At 56.8% G+C, this 17,600-nt stretch carries 18 protein-coding genes; 6 read left to right on the plus strand and 12 right to left on the minus strand.

Going from position 1 to position 17,600, the window contains the following annotated elements:
* Positions 1-19 precede the first annotated feature (19 nt).
* The 3 genes from purS to HY2_RS04545 all read left to right on the plus strand — a co-directional run bounded on the left by purS (position 20) and on the right by HY2_RS04545 (position 1,887).
* On the plus strand, positions 20-265 hold the full coding sequence (purS, locus tag HY2_RS04535; protein WP_034825141.1) for a phosphoribosylformylglycinamidine synthase subunit PurS: 246 nt from the start codon (positions 20-22) through the stop codon (positions 263-265).
* Between the two features lie 183 nt (positions 266-448).
* On the plus strand, positions 449-1,057 hold the full coding sequence (locus HY2_RS04540) for a TetR/AcrR family transcriptional regulator (protein ID WP_051594719.1): 609 nt from the start codon (positions 449-451) through the stop codon (positions 1,055-1,057).
* Positions 1,058-1,080: 23 nt separating this feature from the next.
* Positions 1,081-1,887 (plus strand): lysophospholipid acyltransferase family protein, encoded by an 807-nt coding sequence (locus HY2_RS04545; RefSeq protein ID WP_034825143.1) that lies wholly within the window; start codon positions 1,081-1,083, stop codon positions 1,885-1,887.
* Positions 1,888-1,893: 6 nt separating this feature from the next.
* Here the strand turns inward: HY2_RS04545 and HY2_RS04550 are convergent, their stop codons facing one another.
* The 10 genes from HY2_RS04550 to HY2_RS04595 form a co-directional block, all read right to left on the minus strand.
* Entirely contained in the window at positions 1,894-2,499 is a 606-nt protein-coding gene (locus HY2_RS04550; protein WP_034825145.1) for an inorganic diphosphatase, read from the minus strand.
* Between the two features lie 27 nt (positions 2,500-2,526).
* Positions 2,527-3,021: a DNA-deoxyinosine glycosylase gene (locus tag HY2_RS04555; RefSeq protein WP_034825148.1), complete on the minus strand. Its 495-nt coding sequence runs from the start codon at positions 3,019-3,021 to the stop codon at positions 2,527-2,529.
* A gap of 28 nt (positions 3,022-3,049) precedes the next feature.
* Positions 3,050-3,409: a HesB/IscA family protein gene (locus tag HY2_RS04560; RefSeq protein ID WP_034825150.1), complete on the minus strand. Its 360-nt coding sequence runs from the start codon at positions 3,407-3,409 to the stop codon at positions 3,050-3,052.
* Between the two features lie 35 nt (positions 3,410-3,444).
* Positions 3,445-3,828: an SUF system Fe-S cluster assembly protein gene (locus HY2_RS04565; protein ID WP_064773873.1), complete on the minus strand. Its 384-nt coding sequence runs from the start codon at positions 3,826-3,828 to the stop codon at positions 3,445-3,447.
* A gap of 8 nt (positions 3,829-3,836) precedes the next feature.
* Positions 3,837-5,060: a cysteine desulfurase gene (locus tag HY2_RS04570; protein ID WP_034825152.1), complete on the minus strand. Its 1,224-nt coding sequence runs from the start codon at positions 5,058-5,060 to the stop codon at positions 3,837-3,839.
* On the minus strand, positions 5,057-6,283 hold the full coding sequence (locus HY2_RS04575) for a SufB/SufD family protein (protein ID WP_034825154.1): 1,227 nt from the start codon (positions 6,281-6,283) through the stop codon (positions 5,057-5,059). Before HY2_RS04575 ends, HY2_RS04570 begins: the two co-directional genes overlap by 4 nt.
* Entirely contained in the window at positions 6,280-7,041 is a 762-nt protein-coding gene (sufC, locus tag HY2_RS04580; protein ID WP_034825214.1) for a Fe-S cluster assembly ATPase SufC, read from the minus strand. Before sufC ends, HY2_RS04575 begins: the two co-directional genes overlap by 4 nt.
* A gap of 82 nt (positions 7,042-7,123) precedes the next feature.
* Complete coding sequence (locus HY2_RS04585; RefSeq protein WP_034825155.1) at positions 7,124-7,519, minus strand: nuclear transport factor 2 family protein; 396 nt, start codon at positions 7,517-7,519, stop codon at positions 7,124-7,126.
* Positions 7,512-9,074 (minus strand): Fe-S cluster assembly protein SufB, encoded by a 1,563-nt coding sequence (gene sufB, locus HY2_RS04590; protein ID WP_051594720.1) that lies wholly within the window; start codon positions 9,072-9,074, stop codon positions 7,512-7,514. Before sufB ends, HY2_RS04585 begins: the two co-directional genes overlap by 8 nt.
* Positions 9,075-9,125: 51 nt before the next feature.
* Positions 9,126-10,271 carry a cysteine desulfurase family protein gene (locus tag HY2_RS04595; RefSeq protein WP_034825157.1) on the minus strand — a complete coding sequence of 382 codons (1,146 nt, stop codon included), beginning with the start codon at positions 10,269-10,271 and terminating at the stop codon, positions 9,126-9,128.
* A 109-nt stretch (positions 10,272-10,380) separates the two neighbouring features.
* Here HY2_RS04595 and HY2_RS04600 point away from each other — a divergent pair, with 109 nt between their 5' ends.
* Positions 10,381-11,058 carry an alpha/beta hydrolase gene (locus tag HY2_RS04600; protein ID WP_034794151.1) on the plus strand — a complete coding sequence of 226 codons (678 nt, stop codon included), beginning with the start codon at positions 10,381-10,383 and terminating at the stop codon, positions 11,056-11,058.
* On the opposite strand, the gene HY2_RS04605 is transcribed toward HY2_RS04600, so the two are convergent.
* Entirely contained in the window at positions 11,055-12,173 is a 1,119-nt protein-coding gene (locus HY2_RS04605) for an anhydro-N-acetylmuramic acid kinase (RefSeq protein ID WP_233346716.1), read from the minus strand. The genes HY2_RS04600 and HY2_RS04605 overlap by 4 nt on opposite strands.
* 59 nt (positions 12,174-12,232) lie before the next feature.
* Between HY2_RS04605 and tyrS the strand changes: the two genes are divergently transcribed.
* The gene (gene tyrS, locus HY2_RS04610) at positions 12,233-13,483 is read left to right on the plus strand and encodes a tyrosine--tRNA ligase (RefSeq protein ID WP_034825158.1); all 1,251 of its coding nucleotides are present in this window, start codon (positions 12,233-12,235) and stop codon (positions 13,481-13,483) included.
* Here tyrS and HY2_RS04615 read toward each other — a convergent pair.
* Positions 13,480-16,863: a YhdP family protein gene (locus HY2_RS04615; RefSeq protein WP_034825160.1), complete on the minus strand. Its 3,384-nt coding sequence runs from the start codon at positions 16,861-16,863 to the stop codon at positions 13,480-13,482. The genes tyrS and HY2_RS04615 overlap by 4 nt on opposite strands.
* 99 nt (positions 16,864-16,962) lie before the next feature.
* On the opposite strand from HY2_RS04615, the gene HY2_RS04620 reads away from it, so the two are divergent.
* On the plus strand, positions 16,963-17,427 hold the full coding sequence (locus HY2_RS04620; protein WP_034825162.1) for a peroxiredoxin: 465 nt from the start codon (positions 16,963-16,965) through the stop codon (positions 17,425-17,427).
* Positions 17,428-17,600 lie beyond the last annotated feature (173 nt).

The raw sequence follows: 17,600 nt of genomic DNA on the forward strand, positions 1-17,600 counted from the left end.
TCGCCAGGAGATCATTTATATGAAGGCCATCGTTCACATCGCACTTAAGAATGGTGTTCTGGACCCTCAGGGCAAAGCCGTTGCGGATACTTTGACGCGCATGGGCTACAAGGAAGTCGAAGCGGCTCGCATTGGCAAGGTCATCGAACTGGACCTTGAAGACGGCCTCTCGAAGGATGCGGCGGATGCCCGGGTCAAGGAAATGTGCGAGAAGCTTCTGGCAAATACTGTGATCGAAAGCTACCGCTACGAACTGGCGGAATAGGCCCCGGCCCTCAAGGCTCATGTCATAGGGGCCGCCACTCTTTCGTATTTCTGAAAGACATTTTGCCAATAAAGCCGCCACTCTCTGACGCAAGACATACAAACTCCAAAAGTGAGCAAGCATTCACTTGCAAGAGTTCCTCGCTAAAGCTATATTGAAGCCAGAGAGATAGGGGAATGCACCATGGCGCGGCAAGCCAGTAAAACCAAAGACACGGCCAAAAAGCCCCGGGCGCGCAATGCACGCCCCAAAATCGAACGCGCTGCCCTCAAGCTCTTCATCCATGAAGGGATTGATGCAGCCACGACACGCGAGATTGCGGAAAAGGCTGGCGTCTCTGAAGGCGCACTTTACCGGCACTACAAAGGCAAGGACGAACTTGCACTGTCCTTGTTCATGGAAACTCACAATCGTCTCGGCGCGATGATGGCTGAGGCGCTTTCCGGTGAAGGCAATCTGGACGAAAAAGTGCTCGCCGCCGTTACAGCCTACTGCGAACTGGCCGATGAGGATTTCCTGCTCTTTTCCTTCCACCTCGTTTCGCTGAACCGCTTTCTGCCCTACGATAAACGCCGCGAGGATGATCCGGTCTCGATCACAGAGAAGATCATCTCCAACCTGATGCAGGAAGGCGTGCTGCCGAAGGGCGACCCAGCGCTCAAAGCCGCCATGGCACTGGGCGTCGTGATGCAGGCCGGACAGAACAAGATCTACAATCGCCTGCCCGGCCCACTCTCCCAGCATGCTGAAGCCATGGCCCGCGCAGTCCTCTGTGTTCTGAAGTCGGAATAGTTCCTTTTCAGGAGAACGACGCCATGCGCGCCATGCTCTTCACAATTGTCTACTATATGCTGTCAGTCCTCTATGTGCTGGTATCTGTCCCGTTCCTTATCCTTCCTGGCCGCGGCCCGGTCAGTGTGATCATCCGCAGCTATACGCGCGCAATGAACTGGAATTTACGCATTGTTGCGGGCATACGCAAAGAGGTGCGCGGCCAGGAAAACCTGCCAGAAGGCGCATTCGTCATCGGCGCCAAACATCAAAGTTGGGGCGATGGATATCTCATCTATCCTGAAGTGAAGAGCCTTTCCTTTGTAACCGGAGACCATCTGGAAAAGTTTCCGCTTGTCGGTGGCATCCTGCGAAAGCTTGGCGCAATTGTCATCGACACATGCGGTGGCGGGGAACGCAAGGCAGCCTCCTTGCGCGAAGGAATGGAAGTCGCCCGCAAGGAAGGTCGCCGTGTCCTGATTTATCCGGAGGGGCACCTCGCCCCGGTCGGCTATTATTTCCGCTATAAACCCGGCATCTGGCACATGGCGCAAGCCATGCAGGTTCCGGTCGTACCTGTTGCCACGAATATCGGCGTCTTCTGGAGCCAACAGGAAAAAGAGAAGCGCCCCGGCAAGGCTGTGATCGAATTTCTTGAGCCAATCCCATACGATCTGCCCAAGGATGAGTTCATGAATCGGCTGACAGAAGTCGTTGAGGCGCGCACTGCGGAACTCGTCGCCGAGGCCACTGGCGCTCCCGTGACACCTGCCATCCTTATCCCGGACCCACCAAAGGGCATGGAAGCCAAACCTACACCAAATAACCTCGCGGCTTATGGCAAGCCCTGAGAAGGTCTAGTCGGCTAGCCGCGCCCCGTAAGCCTCAAAAGCGGCTTCCACCATGACTTGTGCCTCCGCAGCATCCCCATAGCCACTTAGCACAACTTGGTTACCGCCAGCAGGAACCTGCTTATAGGTCAGGAAGAAAGCCTCGATCTGGTCCCGCTGTGCTTCAGGCAGGTCTGAGAGATCACGGACTTCCTTGTAGAATGGGTCAACCTCATCGGACGGCACGGAAATGATTTTGTCGTCAGGGTGTCCCGCATCCGTCATCCGCAGCACGCCGATAGCGCGTACTTCAAGATACGCTCCCGGAATAACAGGCTGTCGTGTCAGTACGAGTGCATCCAGAGGGTCTCCATCGCCCGCCAAAGATGACGGAATTGATCCGTAATTGGCTGGATATCCGACAGGCGCGGACAGGAAGCGGTCGACGCGCACATGGCCGGTCTCTTCATCAATCTCATATTTGGTGAAGCTGCCCGCCGGAATTTCTATAATCGCATAGAAACTGTCTATCTCCACAGGTTGCGGTATCGCAAAGGGATGCACGGGCTCGGCAATTGCCTCCATTGCAGTCAGGGACACTGCCCCCATCAGCAAGCTCATAAGTTTGCTCATCCCAGACCTCCCGTCATTTACCTCTGATCACTTATCGCCCAGAAGCGCCGCACGCCATAGCGCGCACTTTTGTTCAAACCGCATGGCCGCATAGGCTGGGCTGGTGGAGGGAGCCGGCACGATCTGCGCAGATCCAGGAACATGATCACGCGCGAAACGCTCAAAACTCTTTGCCGCCTTGCCACCATTCAAGGCGATGCGCCGAATATTCGGATACTGCGTGAAGAAAGTCGAAAAATCATTTGGCACTTCGGCCTTGATATTGGAATCGAGACTGCCTTCCCGCTGGCAGAACTGAAGCACGTCCCAAACGGCGACGCCTTGCACCTTCAGGGTCTCCACCCGCACCTGATATGGCTTGTCCGGTCCCGCGCCGTACAATTCTCCCATGATGGGCCAGAATGCGTTGCGAGGGTGGGCATAATATTGCCCCGCCTCTAGAGAGGCGATGCCTGGCATGCTTCCAAGAACAAGAATTTCAGCATTAGGGGCCGCGATCGGATCAAAGCTCTGAATGATCATTCGGCCCCTGCTCCGGCCATCAAATGCCTCAGGCGTCTACAACCGGAACAATCGTAACGCTTTCACCGCATCCACAAGCATCTGTCTGGTTTGGGTTCCGGAACACGAACTTCTCATGCAGCGGCGTGACTTCGTAGTCGACTTCGCTGCCCAATAGAAACAAGACGGCCTTTGCATCAATTAGGATGGTTACGCCATTATCCTCAACAACTTCATCCAGGACTTCCGGCTCAGTGGCGTAGTCCATGACATATTCCATGCCCGCGCAGCCGCCATTCTTCACGCCCACGCGCAAATAGCCGGCGCCTTTTTCGTGCATGATCTCCTTAACGCGCTCTGCAGCAGCGTCAGTGAGCATTACGGGCTTGGGTCTCGGTCTTCTGGCCATACTAACTAGATAGGAAGGATCGTGTTCAGGTTCAATTAAAGCATGTTCAGCGCAAGACGCGCTTCATCCGACATGCGGGACGGATCCCACGGCGGATCGAAGGTGAGATGCACCTCGACGTCCTTGATGCCCTCCACAGTGCGCGCAGCCGTCTCCACCCAGCCCGGCATATCGCCCGCCACGGGGCAGCCTGGGGCTGTGAGGGTCATTTCCACGTCCACTTTACGGTCATCATCAATGTCGACCTTGTAGATCAGGCCCAATTCATAGATATCGACCGGGATTTCCGGGTCGAACACCGTCTTGAATGCCTCGATCAGCGCATCAGTGATCCGATTCAGCTCATCCTGCGGAATCGCCGAAGGCGCCGCATCCTCTGAAGCATCGACCATGTCGCGAGATGTCATATCATCTGCCATGGTGCCCTCTATACCAGCATTTCCCGGGCCTTGGCGAGCGCTTCAATGAAAGCGTCCACCTCGGCCTCAGTGTTATAAATTGCGAAACTTGCCCGCGCCGTCGCGCTGACCCCCAGATGCTCCATCAGCGGCTGGGCACAGTGATGGCCTGCACGGATGGCCACTCCATACTGATCCAGGATCTGCGCCAGATCATGGGGATGAGCTCCTTGCAGGCTGAACGTCAGGACAGCGCCCTTGTCTGGTGTCGTACCATGAACCGTGATGCCATTCACGCCGCGCAGTCCCTCATAGGCGCGTTCATAAAGCGCCATCTCGTGCGCTTCGATCTCGACATGATCAAACGCATTGATCCATTTGAGCGCAACGCCAAGACCAATGGCCTCCAGAATTGGCGGTGTGCCGGCTTCGAACTTGTGCGGGGCAGTATTGTAGGTAACACGGTCACGGGTCACGACCTCGATCATCTCTCCGCCGCCCTGATAGGGCCGCGCCCGCTCCAGTGCTTCGTCCGTGCCATACAGCACACCAATGCCGCTGGGGCCGTAGAGCTTGTGGCCGGTCATGACATACCAGTCGACGTCCAGCGCCTGCACATCAACCGGAACATGAACGGCGGCCTGGCTGCCATCGGCCAGTACCTGCGCGCCGGCAGCGTGGGCCAATTCGCAGATCCTGGCCATATCGGTGACCGTGCCCAACACGTTGCTCATATGCGTGATGGCAACCATACGGGTCTTTGGCCCAATGGCTTCGGCCAACTCTTCCATATTGAGCGAGCCATCCTCATGAAGGCCAACCCATTTCAAGACCGCACCATGGCGCTCACGCAGGAAATGCCACGGGATAATGTTAGAGTGATGCTCCATTATGGAGAGCACAATCTCGTCACCGGGTTGAATCTCGCCCCCCAGGGCAGAAGCAACAAGGTTGATGCCCTCTGTCGAACCCTTGGTGAAAACAATATTATCCGTAGACACCGCATTCAAATAAGCACGCGACGTCTCGCGAGCTGCCTCATAGGCTTCTGTGGTTTCATTGGACAACGTGTGGATGCCCCGGTGAACATTTGCGTAGGCCGTGCGGCACTGATTGGCGATTGCATCAATCACGGCATTCGGCTTCTGGGCACTGGCAGCATTGTCCAGATAGACCAGAGGCTTGCCGTTCACCTCACGCGACAGAATCGGAAATTCTGCTCGAATGGCATCTATGTCCAGCGCCCTACTCATGACTGTGCCAACCAGTTACTGGCTTCATGGCGCAGGATGTCTTTAAGATCACCAGCCGTTTCCAAAGCTTCGGCAATGAAGGCTTCTGTCAGCAAAGCACGCGCCGTGCGTTCCGGAATGCCGCGCTGACGCATGTAGAACAGCTGGTCCCCATCCAGCGCACCGCACGTATTGCCGTGCGCGCATTCGACATCGTCAGCATAGATCTCAAGCTCTGGCTTGGCGAACACAACTGCGCCTTCTTCCAGAAGCAAGGCTTTATGCTGCATGTCGGCATCGGTGTACTGCCCGGCCGTACGGGGCACATGGAACTTGCCCTGAAAAACACCTGTGCCGCCATCGAGTACAGCACCCTTGGTCATCTGCCGTGTGACACAAGACTGTGCACCATGGCGCACATGCGTGGTAATATCTGCATGCAAACCTTTTCCAACCAGATAGGCTGCATTCATCGTCGCTTTAGCGTCGGCTTCCTTGTGGACAAGGCGTGTTTCCAGACGGGCCAGCTTTGCCCCGAAAGCCAGACTGGTCTGAGTATATTCGGACTCGCCTTCCAGCTGGACAAGCGCCGTCGCTGCCATCGTCTCCTTGTCCGCACCACGCTGATAAACCGTCCGGTTCATCTTCGCATCACCCTGAAGACTGTATTCGAAGACAGATGAAAGGAAGCCTGCGCCACCAAGGTAACTTTCCGAGACCGTCAACTCAGCGCCCGGACGCACAACAATCGTCACGCGGGCGAAACTCGCTTCACCTTCGCCACCGAACGCGAAATGAAGACGAGGCAAATCTGTCGCCGTCACTTCAATCATCAGCGTACCTGGACGAGTCTTGGAGCCGGCGAGCGCTGCTGCGAGCGCACCAAGCGGCACATCTTCAGCGGACCCAAGCGCTTGCGGTTCAGGCTTCACAAACAGATGGATGCCTTCCGGCAAGTCCTTGGGATATTCAAAACCATCTGGCGAGAACCGGAAGCACAATGCTTCATCAGATGCCAACGGGTCACACGCACTCTGGCTGCCTGGACGATCAAGTGCGCCGAGCGCGGCTTTGAAATCCGTCCACTTCCAGGCTTCCATGCGGCGGGTAGGCAGACCGGTCTGCGCGAACGCCTGGAACAGCCGCTCACGGCGCGGATCCTCAGGCTGCATGCCATAACGGGCAATCAGCTCAAGCTCTGCAGTATTCGGGTTAGAAATGAGAGCGCGGAGAGCTGTGGTCACACCACTTCTCCCAGCACTCCATCATAACCTTCCTTTTCCAGACGATGGGCCAGCTCAGGGCCACCCGTCGCGATAATACGGCCCTTGGCCAGCACGTGCACCTTGTCCGGCTTGATATGGTCCAGCAGGCGCTGATAGTGCGTGATCACCAGCATGCCGCGATCGGGCGAACGCATAGCGTTCACGCCGTCGGATACGGTTTTCAGGGCATCTATATCAAGGCCGGAATCGGTCTCGTCCAGGATCAGAAATTTCGGCTCCAGCATCATCATCTGATAGATTTCAAGCCGCTTCTTCTCTCCGCCGGAAAACCCGACATTCAGCGGTCGCTTGAGCATCTCGGCGTCCAGTTTCAGCTTTTGCCCCAACTCGCGGGACTTTTTGATGAAATCCGGTGCGGAAATCTCGTCTTCGCCGCGCGCCTTACGCTGCGCATTCATGGCCGCGCGCACAAAGGTCATCACGGGTACGCCCGGAATCTCTACAGGATACTGGAAGGACAGGAACAGGCCCTTCGCGGCCCGCTCTTCCGGATCCATGTCCAGAATGTCTTCGCCGTTCAGAGTGGCGCTTCCCCCGGTCACCTCATAGCCATCGCGGCCGGTCAACACATAGGACAGGGTCGATTTGCCGGCACCATTGGGTCCCATAATGGCATGGACTTCCCCAGCAGGCACTTCCAGGTCGAGACCATTGATAATGGTTTTGGCCTCGTCTTCTTCGCCGACAGTCGCGGTCAGATTCTCAATCTTCAACATGGTGCGCATGTAAGCGGGCATGAGGCCCGGGAAAAGCCCCTGATGCAGGAAAAGGTGGTTTAGGTGGACGCTGAGCGCCGCTTCAAGCGTCGCGCTGGGCCAGCATGTCGGATTCGCGGACTGACAGGGTTTCTGTCCACAGGGTCAAACGAGTGCATAGGCCGACCATATCCAGCTCAACCTTCAGGATACCGTCTGCGCGCCACGGCTCATCCAGGGCACTGATTGTGCCCCCTTCAGACCAGTGCGCCCAGCCATCACCAATCCGCTCGATCTCGAAGACACTACGCTCCACGCGGCACCACTGCGCCTCATATTCGCGACAAATCGCGTCCCGGCCCTCAATGGCACGATCAAAAGGGCTTTTGAGGAAGTGCGCGGAAGTGGAGAACACTTTCGCCAGCTGATCGGAGTCCTGGGCCTCAACAGCCCGGGAATAGGCGTTGACCCATGTCTGGAACGCGTCCGGATCAGCCAACACTGCCCTCCAGGCTGACCTTGAGAAGGCTCTGGGCTTCCACGGCGAACTCCATGGGCAGCTCCTGCAAAACCTCACGGACAAAGCCGTTCACGAGCAGGGCAACCGCCTCTTCCTCTCCAATGCCGCGCTGGCGGACATAGAAGAGCTGGTCGTCAGACAGCTTGGTGGTCGTGGCTTCATGCTCCAGCTGGGCATCGGCCCGGCGGTTCTCGACATAGGGCACTGTATGCGCGCCGCAGCGGTCACCGATCAGCAAACTGTCGCACTGGGTGAAGTTCCGGGCCTTGTCGGCCTTTTTGTTCACAGAAACGAGGCCGCGATACGTGTTGTTGGATTTGCCCGCCGAGATACCCTTGGAAATGATCCGGCTGCGCGTGCGCTTGCCAAGGTGGATCATCTTTGTGCCGGTATCGGCCTGCTGGCGACCATTGGTGACGGCGATGGAGTAGAACTCACCGACACTGTCATCCCCGCGCAGAATGCAGGACGGGTATTTCCATGTCACAGCCGAGCCCGTCTCGACCTGCGTCCAGCTGATCTTGGAACGATCCCCGCGGCAATCACCACGCTTGGTCACGAAATTGTAGATGCCGCCCTTGCCATCTTCATCGCCAGGCCACCAGTTCTGGACCGTGGAATACTTAATCTCGGCATCTTCCAGCGCGACCAGCTCCACCACAGCGGCGTGTAGTTGGTTCTCGTCGCGCATCGGCGCCGTACAGCCTTCCAGATAAGAGACATAAGCCCCCTCGTCGCACACGATCAGCGTGCGCTCGAACTGGCCAGTATTCTCGGCATTCATGCGGAAATAGGTCGACAGCTCCATCGGGCAGCGCACGCCTTTGGGCACGTAGACAAACGTCCCGTCAGAGAAAACCGCGCTGTTCAGCGTCGCGAAGAAATTGTCGGATTGCGGCACCACAGTGCCCAGATACTTCTTCACCAGATCTGGATATTCATGCACGGCTTCGGAAATCGACATGAAAATTACACCAGCCTTTTCCAGTTCCTTCCGGAAGGTGGTCGCGACCGATACGGAATCGAACACGGCATCGACGGCAACGCGCGGCGTCTCGCGAGCTGTCGCGGCCGTTTCGGCCGCCCCCTCGACGCCCAGCAGAACCTCAGCCTCACGAAGCGGGATGCCCAGCTTCTCATAGGTTTCGAGGATTTCCTTGGGCACGTCATCAATCGATTCATACTTCGCGCCGGTTTTAGGGGCCGCGTAGTAATAATAGTCCTGATAGTTGATCTTGGGATAGCGAACCATCGCCCAGGTCGGCTCTTCCATCGTCAGCCAGCGCTTGTAAGCGGCCAGGCGCCATTCGAGCAGCCATTCAGGCTCGTTCTTCTTGGCCGAAATGAAACGGATCGTGTCTTCGGACAGGCCCTTGGGCGCCATGTCCATTTCAATGTCCGTTGAGAAGCCTGCTGAATAGTTTTCGGACTGCAAGCGCTTTGCCGCCTCGACGGTGCCCGCGTCAATGCTGTCCTTCACCTTCACATCGGTGCAGTCGTCTTCGTGTTCGTCGATGCCGCCGCAGCAATCCATATCCAGTCTTTCTTCTCAATCGGGTCTGGGAGTAATCTCCCGGCAACCAGGTCAGGCTTTTTCCTTTAGCACTGTGCGTTTGGCCGCCTGTAACCACGCATCCGCCACGCCTTTAAAGTCTTCCGGCGTGCTATTCCATCCAAAGCTGGTGCGGATTGCAGATTCCGCAAGGGCATCAGATGCGCCCATAGCCAGCAATACGAGCGAGCGCTTCACCTTTCCAGATGAACATGCAGACCCGGCTGAGATGCACACGCCTGCCAGATCCATCGCCATAACCTGCGTTTCGGCTGCAAACCCCGGCAGAGCGAAATTGGACGTACCAGACAGACGATCTGCGCCCTTGCCCATGATTGTCACGCCTGCCTGTTCTTCCAGTAGGCACTCCATCTCGTCACGATATGTCGATAGTTTAGCATATTTTGGCATGTCGCGCAGGGACGCTTCGATTGCAGCATGAAATCCGGCAAACGCCGCTACGTTTTCCGTGCCTGAGCGCAGGCCGCGCTCCTGACCGCCGCCCTGCTGAACCGCCTTCAAGGGCGCGCCTGCCCGGTGCCACAAGGCGCCCGCGCCCTGCGGCCCGCCAATCTTGTGCGCTGACAGGGTGAGATAATCGACGCCCAGCATGGCCACATTGACCGGAATCTTGCCGAGCCCCTGAACTGCATCACACACAGTCAGTCCTTCGGCCTCGCGCACCAGGGCCGCTGCCTCAGCCACTGGCTGGATCACGCCTGTCTCATTATTCGCCAGCATCAGGCACAGGACCGGAACGCCCTTGGCCTCATGGTCCCAAGCCGAGAGCCGCACGGCGAGGTCCTCAAGATCAATCTTGCCCTCCGGCGTGACATAAGCCGTCTCAACACGTGCGCCCGAGAATGCGGCAGGCTTTGCAATCGCCTCATGCTCAATTGCGGACACCAGAAAGGTGCATTCGCCTTCCAAAGCCGCCACAATGCCATGAATGGCAAGATTGTCAGCTTCCGTACCGCCACTAGTCAGCACCACGTCCTCGGCGCGGCTGCCAATGGCCCCGCCAATGGCCGAACGTGCTTTTTCCAATACAGCGCGCGCCGCCCGTCCGGATGCATGAACAGATGACGGGTTGGTTGCCCCCATGTCCCAAACAGCCTGCATCGCATCGCTGGCTTCGGGCCTCAGGGGAGAGGTTGCATTGTGGTCTGCGTAAATCATCTAATGAATATACGTACTTCCGGCGTTTTTTGCAGGTGCAGAAAAATTTGCTTTTCACACACCAAATGGCTTATGACCGCGCCCTTCCCCCGTGACCAGCGAGTATAACATGGCAGAACTCATAATTCCTGGCCCACAGGGCCGCATTGAAGCACGTTACACTGAGCCGCCTTATGAAGGTGCGCCCATTGCTCTCATCCTGCATCCTCACCCGAAAGCAGGCGGTACCATGCAGGATCCGATCACGATCATGCTGTATCAGATGTTCGAGAGACACGGCTTCGGCGTCCTGAGGTACAATTCCCGCGGCGTCGGTCGCAGCCAGGGTCAATACGACCAAGGCGTCGGTGAGCTGGAAGACGCTGCCTATGTGCTCGATTATGTCGAGAACCTGTCGGAAAGCCCGCGCTTCGTATGGTGTGCAGGCTACAGCTTCGGTGCATGGATCACACTTCAGCTGCTGATGCGCCGCCCGGAGATTGACGGCTTCCTCGCAGTCTCCCCTCCGGCCAACCATTACGACCTGTCATTCCTGGCACCCTGCCCGGCGTCTGGTCTGATCGTCTCCGGTGACTCCGATTCGATCTCTTCCCCTGAAGACGTAGAACGCGCGCTGACCAAGGTTCGCGTCCAGAAGGGTGAACAGATTGATCGCGCCCGCATCAAAGGCGCCAACCACTTCTATCAGGACAAGCGCGAAGAGCTGATCGGCCTTTGCGAGGAGTATCTTCTGCAACGCCTCGCCGATGCCGAAGAAAAGCTGCGCCTGGAAGCTGAAAAAGACTAATCCAGAAATTTGCCGCCTGTCAGCGGGCCCGGAACGCCTGTCGTATCCGGCCAGCTGATGGGCAGGCCCTTTGCAGTTCGCATTGCCAGATAGGCAAACGCCTCCGCCTCAATTGAGTCCCCACGCCAGCCAACCTCTTCCGCCGTCAGGACGGGACAACTCACAGCGTCGCGCAGGGCTGCCATCATGGTTGGATTATGACGTCCACCCCCGCAGGCAATGACGCGACGGGGATATTCGGCCAGTTGCGAGAGCCCCGCGGCAACGGCGCGGGCCGAGAATTGCGTCAGCGTCGCCGCGCCATCTTCCAGAGACAGGCCACGCACCATTTCAGCACTGAAATCATACCGGTCCAGAGACTTTGGAGGCGGCTGGCGGAACCAATCACGCTGAAACAGGCCCGCAAGCAATGCTTCATCGGCCTGACCTGCCGCAGCGAGCCTGCCATCGACATCATGCGTGCCCTGTCCGTGGGCTTCTATCCATTCATCGACCGGGCCGTTGGCTGGTCCGGTATCGAAGGCCACCAATGCCCCACCTGACATGCGCGCGGTAATGTTAGCGACGCCCCCCAGATTCAGTACACAGGCTGTTTCATCCCCGAGCCGACGCAAGAGCGCGGCATGATAGGCTGGTGCCAAGGGCGCGCCTTGCCCGCCCTGGGAAACATCATGAGTCCTGAAGTCATAGGCGAGCGGCACACCGAGCGCGCGACGCATCGCAGGACCATCAATCAACTGAAGCGTTTGCCCCTTCCGGCCATCTTTGGGTGCCAGATGCAACACCGTCTGGCCGTGCACCCCGGCGAGAACCGGCTGGGTGCCACTCCATGCCTCCAGAAGCATCTGCCAAGTCGCCTGATGGGTTGAAGTGATCACATCTCGCGCCTGCGCGAACAAGGCTTCAGGCGCCTCGCCCTCCCAGTTCCAGGCGCGGGCCGCCTTGGTCGCGTGCTGCAGAATCCGGCGCTCTTCCGGCAAATATTTGCGCTCCGCTGTTGCGCCGAAATCCAGCACGCTCTCGCCATCTGTCAGGATCAAGGCGGCATCCACGGCATCAAGGGACGTGCCGGACATGAAGCCCGCGACCCATTGGGGTTCAGATTTTTCACTCACAGAGTTCAAGATCGCTTCTTTCCATGGTACGCGCGGCTTCCTCACGGAGACACGAGAAAATGAGCGAATACAAGTCGGAATTCCTGAAGACCCTGTCAGAGCGGGGTTACATCAAGCAAGTCACGCATCCAAAGGAACTGGATGCGTATTGCCGCGAGGGGACTCCGATCGGCTATATCGGCTTCGACGCGACGGCGGACAGCCTTCACGTCGGCTCGTTGTTGCAGATCATGATGCTACGCCAGCTGCAAAAGGCTGGCGGCAAGCCGATCGTCTTGATGGGCGGCGGCACCACGAAAGTGGGTGACCCGACCGACAAGGAAAAGTCCCGGCCCCTGCTCACCAATGAGCAGATCGAAGCGAACATTGCCGGCATCAAGAAAGCGTTCGAGCCCTTCCTGAAATTCGGGGACGGCCCAACAGACGCCATCATGGTCAATAATGACGACTGGCTCAGCAAGCTCGGTTATATCGACATGCTACGCGAAGTTGGTGTGCATTTCACCATCAACACAATGGTGAAGCAGGATACGGTCGCCCGCCGCCTCGCGGCTGAGCAGCCCTACACGTTTCTCGAATTCAACTATTTGCTGATGCAGTCCTATGACTTTCTTGAACTGTTCCGTAGACAGAATTGCCGCCTGCAGTTTGGCGGGTCAGACCAATGGGGCAATATCGTTGGCGGTGTGGACCTGGTCCACAAGGCCGATGGCGGCGAAGTGTACGGTCTCACCGCGCACCTCATCACCACGGCGTCGGGTGCCAAGATGGGCAAGACAGCGGACGGCGCTGTCTGGCTGAACGCTGACCGCAAGAGTCCGTATGAATACTGGCAATTCTGGCGCAATACAGAGGACGCTGACGTAGGCCGCTTCCTTCGCCTGTTTACCGAATTGCCGCTGGAAGAGATCGCTCGCCTAGAAACGCTTGAAGGCGCTGAGATCAATCAGGCGAAAATCACACTGGCCAATGAGGCGACAACGCTGCTGCATGGCGAGGCCGCCGCGAAGGAAGCCGAAGCTGCCGCTGCCGCCGTCTTCGCGCAAGGAGGTTCAGCCGAGGCCCTGCCCACCGTCGAAGTGGCCAGAGCAGAGATTGAAGGCGGAATGCTGGTCGCAGCGGCATTCATGGCAGCTGGCCTGACCGATTCCAATGGCGAAGCCCGCAGGCTGATCAAGCAAGGCGCCGCCAAAGTCAACGATGTTCAGGTTAAAGACCAGAATGCCGCTTTGTCAGCTGATAATATTATCGACGGCACGATCAAGCTGTCAGCCGGCAAGAAGCGCCACGCCCTGGTGAAAGCCGTCTAGAATTCCTCTTCAGGAATAGGGGGCAGTTCTGACGGGATCGGCTCGTCCTCGGGCCGTGGCTTGGCCTCAGGAATGGATGTATCCGCCGGGTTTTCAAACACTCGGCGGATCACCCCAGGCGCCAGGGCGGATAGCGGGTTCACGGACACGTTCGCCTTCTCAAGGCTTCCCCGAACACTGTAGGTCAGCGAGAAGACACCTTCGCCATCACGGCCAACGACAAGGTCGCCGATGATCGGAATGCTGCCCAGCGCGGAATTCATTCCGAAGCTTGGCACAAGCACGCCATCTACGCTGATCTCATTCGTCTTGGACTCAAGAAATCCGTTCACGGTCAGTCCCAGCGCGGGGCCCTGCGCCTTGCCGCCCGTCACAACATAGCGGTCTGCTGCTAGCGTCAGCGGAATATCAATCCGTGAGAAGAGCACGCCCTCCCCGCCAAGGGTATCTGCCAGCCCCCGCAAGGATGCCAACGAAAGTATCTGAGTTAGCACAGGGGCATTCTGCACACGTCCATTTATGATCGCAATATCAAACTTGGAGGCCTGCCCCTTAGGTGCCAGCCTGCCCTCCACTTCCAGCTTGCCGCCTTCCAGAAAGTCCAGGCCGAGGAATGCGCTGGCCAGAAAGCCTGCATCACCACTGACAACACGAATGTCTGTGCCATCCGTTCCTGTGCCGTCAAGCTTCACCTCAAATGGAGAGCCGTCATCGGTCGCACCATTGGCGGCAAAGCGCTGCATCCCCGCAGATGTGGAGTACCACGACGCGGTTGCCCCGCGAACGTTCAGGCCCGGCCCCAGTGTGAGCGTATCAAGCTTGGCATTTACTCGCAGCGGCGTCCCATTATCGGAATCGGCATTCTCAATCGCCCCCAGACCCGGCAACGCGCCGGAAAGATCCAGATACGTCCCCTCAAGACCAACGACGAGGTTGCCGTCCTCCCCCCTGCGTACATCTCCCTTCACATCAGCCGTGTCAGCGAGATATGCCCGGCGAACTTGAGCGGAAATAATGCGGGAATCCTTGCCGAGCGCAAATGTGCCGTCAAGATACGCCTCGGCACTGGTGAACAATACGTCAGAAGAGAAGCCATCATCCTTGTTCGAATAAACGACCGAAACTTTGCCACTATCTCCCGCAGGCTTGATCCAGCCCAGCTCGGAAAGATCAATACGCGCTTCAGTGAGGTCTGCAGAGACCGTCGCGAGAGAAACGGACTCATCCTGGATGGAGGCCTGGACCTCCGTCGGCACTTCTCCCGTAAGATATGCCCTGCCCGGCAATCCAAACCGGTTCAATACATCAGCCGTAATGATTGCGCTCGCGGATAGCGCTGAGGGTTGATCATCATCACCGAACCCGTCGCGCCAAGTATATTGCACCGGCGCAGGACCGAGTTCCCCAAAGCCTGAAATCATGATCCCGTCTTGATCAACATTAATCTTCGAAGACGCCTTTTTCAGGTTCAAGCCTAAAGCGGCATTCATCAGGCCCCCATTCTCCAAAGTCCCGATGGCAGAGAATTGGACATCTTCATACGGAACATCATCTAGCGCCGGACGAAACATTTCGAATGTCATTTCGGCATCACCACTGAGACGCTCTGCATCAAAGTCCAGTTTCAGACGCGACTCATTGAGAATACGAATAATATTCTGGACAGGACCCTGGCCCTTGGCAAACACACGGAAGTCTTCGCCTTTTGGATTGAAGGCCGGAAAATCAACCAGAGCCTCACCGACATCCCACCCCCCATAGTCGGCAGAATCGACCGTTACCCGAAAGCTGTTGCCTGTTAGGCGACCTTTGCCTGTCGCATTCTTCACAGCGGGCAAGTCATCCAGAAAGCGCACTTGCGCGCCGGTGACATTAAAGGTGAGGTTAAGGTCTTCGTCCCTCAGAAAACCTTTTGCAAAGCTGTCCCGCTTGAGTTCCAGACGTCCAGCAAGGCCGGAAACTTCTGCTGCTTCGATGCGCTGCATGGTAAAATTCCGCGCGCCAGTTCCCAAACCGACAGGCCAAAAGGCCAGAACGGTGTCCTTGGTTACGCCACCTTCGCTTTCCAATTCGATGGTGCCAAGAATGGGGGGCTGTTGATCTATCTTGTCCTTTGTGAGCGCCAGGTTCAGGTCCGCCTTGAAGACCGTATCGCCATAGCTGAAGGTCGCGTGCGTATTCTCGATGCGTCGCTCAGGCAGATCTATACTTCCCTTTGCGCTAACGACTCCAAGTCGTAGGGCGCTTTCGAAGCCGGGAGTCAGATCGAGCACTAAATCCTTGCTCTCCATCTGGAAAGGCCTTGGTCCCGTGCCCTTCAAAGCATTGCTCAGTGTAAGGGCAAGCTCGCCTGAAATCGGGCCTGCTCTGGTACTTGTCCCCACAAGGTCCAACTGGTCTTCTCCGGCCTTGTAAGTGAGTGTGATGTCCAGATCGGAAACTTCCCGCGCTTCTCCAGCAAAAGGAAGTTTGCCTTCAGCCAGCTGCGCTTTGAGAGAAACCTCCTCCACACCGGCACTGGCCGATGTGTCGAATTCTACCGAAACATTCGCAGGCAGGCCGCTCAGGTTTTCTCCGCCGACACCAAAGCGGCTGGCAAGGTCAGCCAAAGGCCAGTCCGCCACAGCAAACTCGGCAGACATGCGTTGACTGCGATCGCTTGTGCGGATGTCCATGGCAAGACCGCCTGGTAAGCCTTCTCCAACGCCGCTACCGGAAACAGACAGGCTGAAGCCATCTTCATCACGCGACATAAGACCCCGGGAATCGATCAGCTGCATGATTGGCGTGCCCTCGGCATCCTTCACGCGGATTTCGAAATTCTCGAAAGACACACGTTCCAGGCTGAACTCTTCCTGCGCCTGCTGAACGGCTGTCAGCACTTGCGGCAAGACAGTGTTTGCCCGGTCCAGCCATTCGGAAGGATTTTGCGGCAGTGTGCCTTCCGGCAGTTCTGGCAAGGGATCTCCGCCCATGCGCCATGTTCCGTCAGCTTTCTGCTCGACATCGACCCAGCCGTCCTGCATCACGAGCCCGAGAACTTCGACATCTCCGAAAACGAGTGCAGACCCCGCCAGAACGATCCTGGCGTGCTTTGCTTCTGCAGTAACATTGCCCTCATCATCTATCAGGCTAAGGCCGTTGCCAGTCACCAGAACCCGCCGATCTTTGGTAGACCACTCCAGATAGACATCATCCAACGTAACAGGCCTGCCATTCCTGGCGCTGGAAAGGGCTTTCTCGATATCATCCCGGAAGATCTCCAGTTTGATTGGGCCACTAGAGAGACGGAAGACCAGTATTCCCGCCAGAACGATCGCCAGAAGAATCAAGCCGCCCAGAATTTCGAGAATGATGAGTGAGGCTTTCTTGCGAACCAAATGTCGGCTCCGGTTTGGTGTGGAAGGTTACTTGAACCCCGAACAACGGCTTAATAGCGATATATGCAACTGACTCTAAGCGCACCATAGGAGGAATACATGGCAGATACACTCGAAGTGGGCCAAAAGGCTCCGGACTTCTCCATGCCGTCCACATCAGGCCCGGTTAAGTTGAAGGACTTCACAAGCAATTATCTGGTTTTGTACTTCTACCCGAAAGACAACACCCCCGGCTGTACAAATGAAGCGAAAGACTTCACTGCCCTCGCAGACACATTTGAGGCGAAGGGCGCAAAAATTGTAGGCGTCTCTCGCGATAGTCTCAAAAAGCATGAAAATTTTGCTGCGAAGCACGACCTTAAAGTCATCTTGGCCAGCGATGAAAGCGGTGAAGTCACCGAAACCTATGGCACTTGGGTTGAGAAGAAATTGTATGGACGTACTTATATGGGAATCGCCCGCGAGACATTCCTTATCGATCCGAAGGGAACAATCATTAAAGTTTGGAAAAAAGTCCGCGTGAAAGGCCACGCAGAGGACGTTTTAAGCTCGATACCAGAGTGATCAATTCGTATTGAATATAAGGTCTAAGGCGAAATAATTTAATATTAATGGGAGGTTTACCCTATGAGGCGAAAATTAGCATAAATTATGCTCCCTAGGGGTTTCGTCTCGAAGTGATTAAGGTATGTATATTGGCAACGGGTTTGGGAACTTGCTGTAAGGACTGTTGCAGT

The sequence above is a fragment of the Hyphomonas pacifica genome, from assembly GCF_000682675.1.
GTDB lineage: Bacteria > Pseudomonadota > Alphaproteobacteria > Caulobacterales > Hyphomonadaceae > Hyphomonas > Hyphomonas pacifica.

Coding starts and splice junctions, on each gene's coding strand:
- purS (WP_034825141.1), top strand. CDS start 20: ATGAAGGCCATCGTTCACATCGCACTTAAGAATGGTGTTCTGGACCCT.
- HY2_RS04540 (WP_051594719.1), top strand. CDS start 449: ATGGCGCGGCAAGCCAGTAAAACCAAAGACACGGCCAAAAAGCCCCGG.
- HY2_RS04545 (WP_034825143.1), top strand. CDS start 1,081: ATGCGCGCCATGCTCTTCACAATTGTCTACTATATGCTGTCAGTCCTC.
- HY2_RS04550 (WP_034825145.1), bottom strand. CDS start 2,499: ATGAGCAAACTTATGAGCTTGCTGATGGGGGCAGTGTCCCTGACTGCA.
- HY2_RS04555 (WP_034825148.1), bottom strand. CDS start 3,021: ATGATCATTCAGAGCTTTGATCCGATCGCGGCCCCTAATGCTGAAATT.
- HY2_RS04560 (WP_034825150.1), bottom strand. CDS start 3,409: ATGGCCAGAAGACCGAGACCCAAGCCCGTAATGCTCACTGACGCTGCT.
- HY2_RS04565 (WP_064773873.1), bottom strand. CDS start 3,828: ATGGCAGATGATATGACATCTCGCGACATGGTCGATGCTTCAGAGGAT.
- HY2_RS04570 (WP_034825152.1), bottom strand. CDS start 5,060: ATGAGTAGGGCGCTGGACATAGATGCCATTCGAGCAGAATTTCCGATT.
- sufC (WP_034825214.1), bottom strand. CDS start 7,041: ATGTTGAAGATTGAGAATCTGACCGCGACTGTCGGCGAAGAAGACGAG.
- sufB (WP_051594720.1), bottom strand. CDS start 9,074: ATGGATTGCTGCGGCGGCATCGACGAACACGAAGACGACTGCACCGAT.
- HY2_RS04595 (WP_034825157.1), bottom strand. CDS start 10,271: ATGATTTACGCAGACCACAATGCAACCTCTCCCCTGAGGCCCGAAGCC.
- HY2_RS04600 (WP_034794151.1), top strand. CDS start 10,381: ATGGCAGAACTCATAATTCCTGGCCCACAGGGCCGCATTGAAGCACGT.
- tyrS (WP_034825158.1), top strand. CDS start 12,233: ATGAGCGAATACAAGTCGGAATTCCTGAAGACCCTGTCAGAGCGGGGT.
- HY2_RS04620 (WP_034825162.1), top strand. CDS start 16,963: ATGGCAGATACACTCGAAGTGGGCCAAAAGGCTCCGGACTTCTCCATG.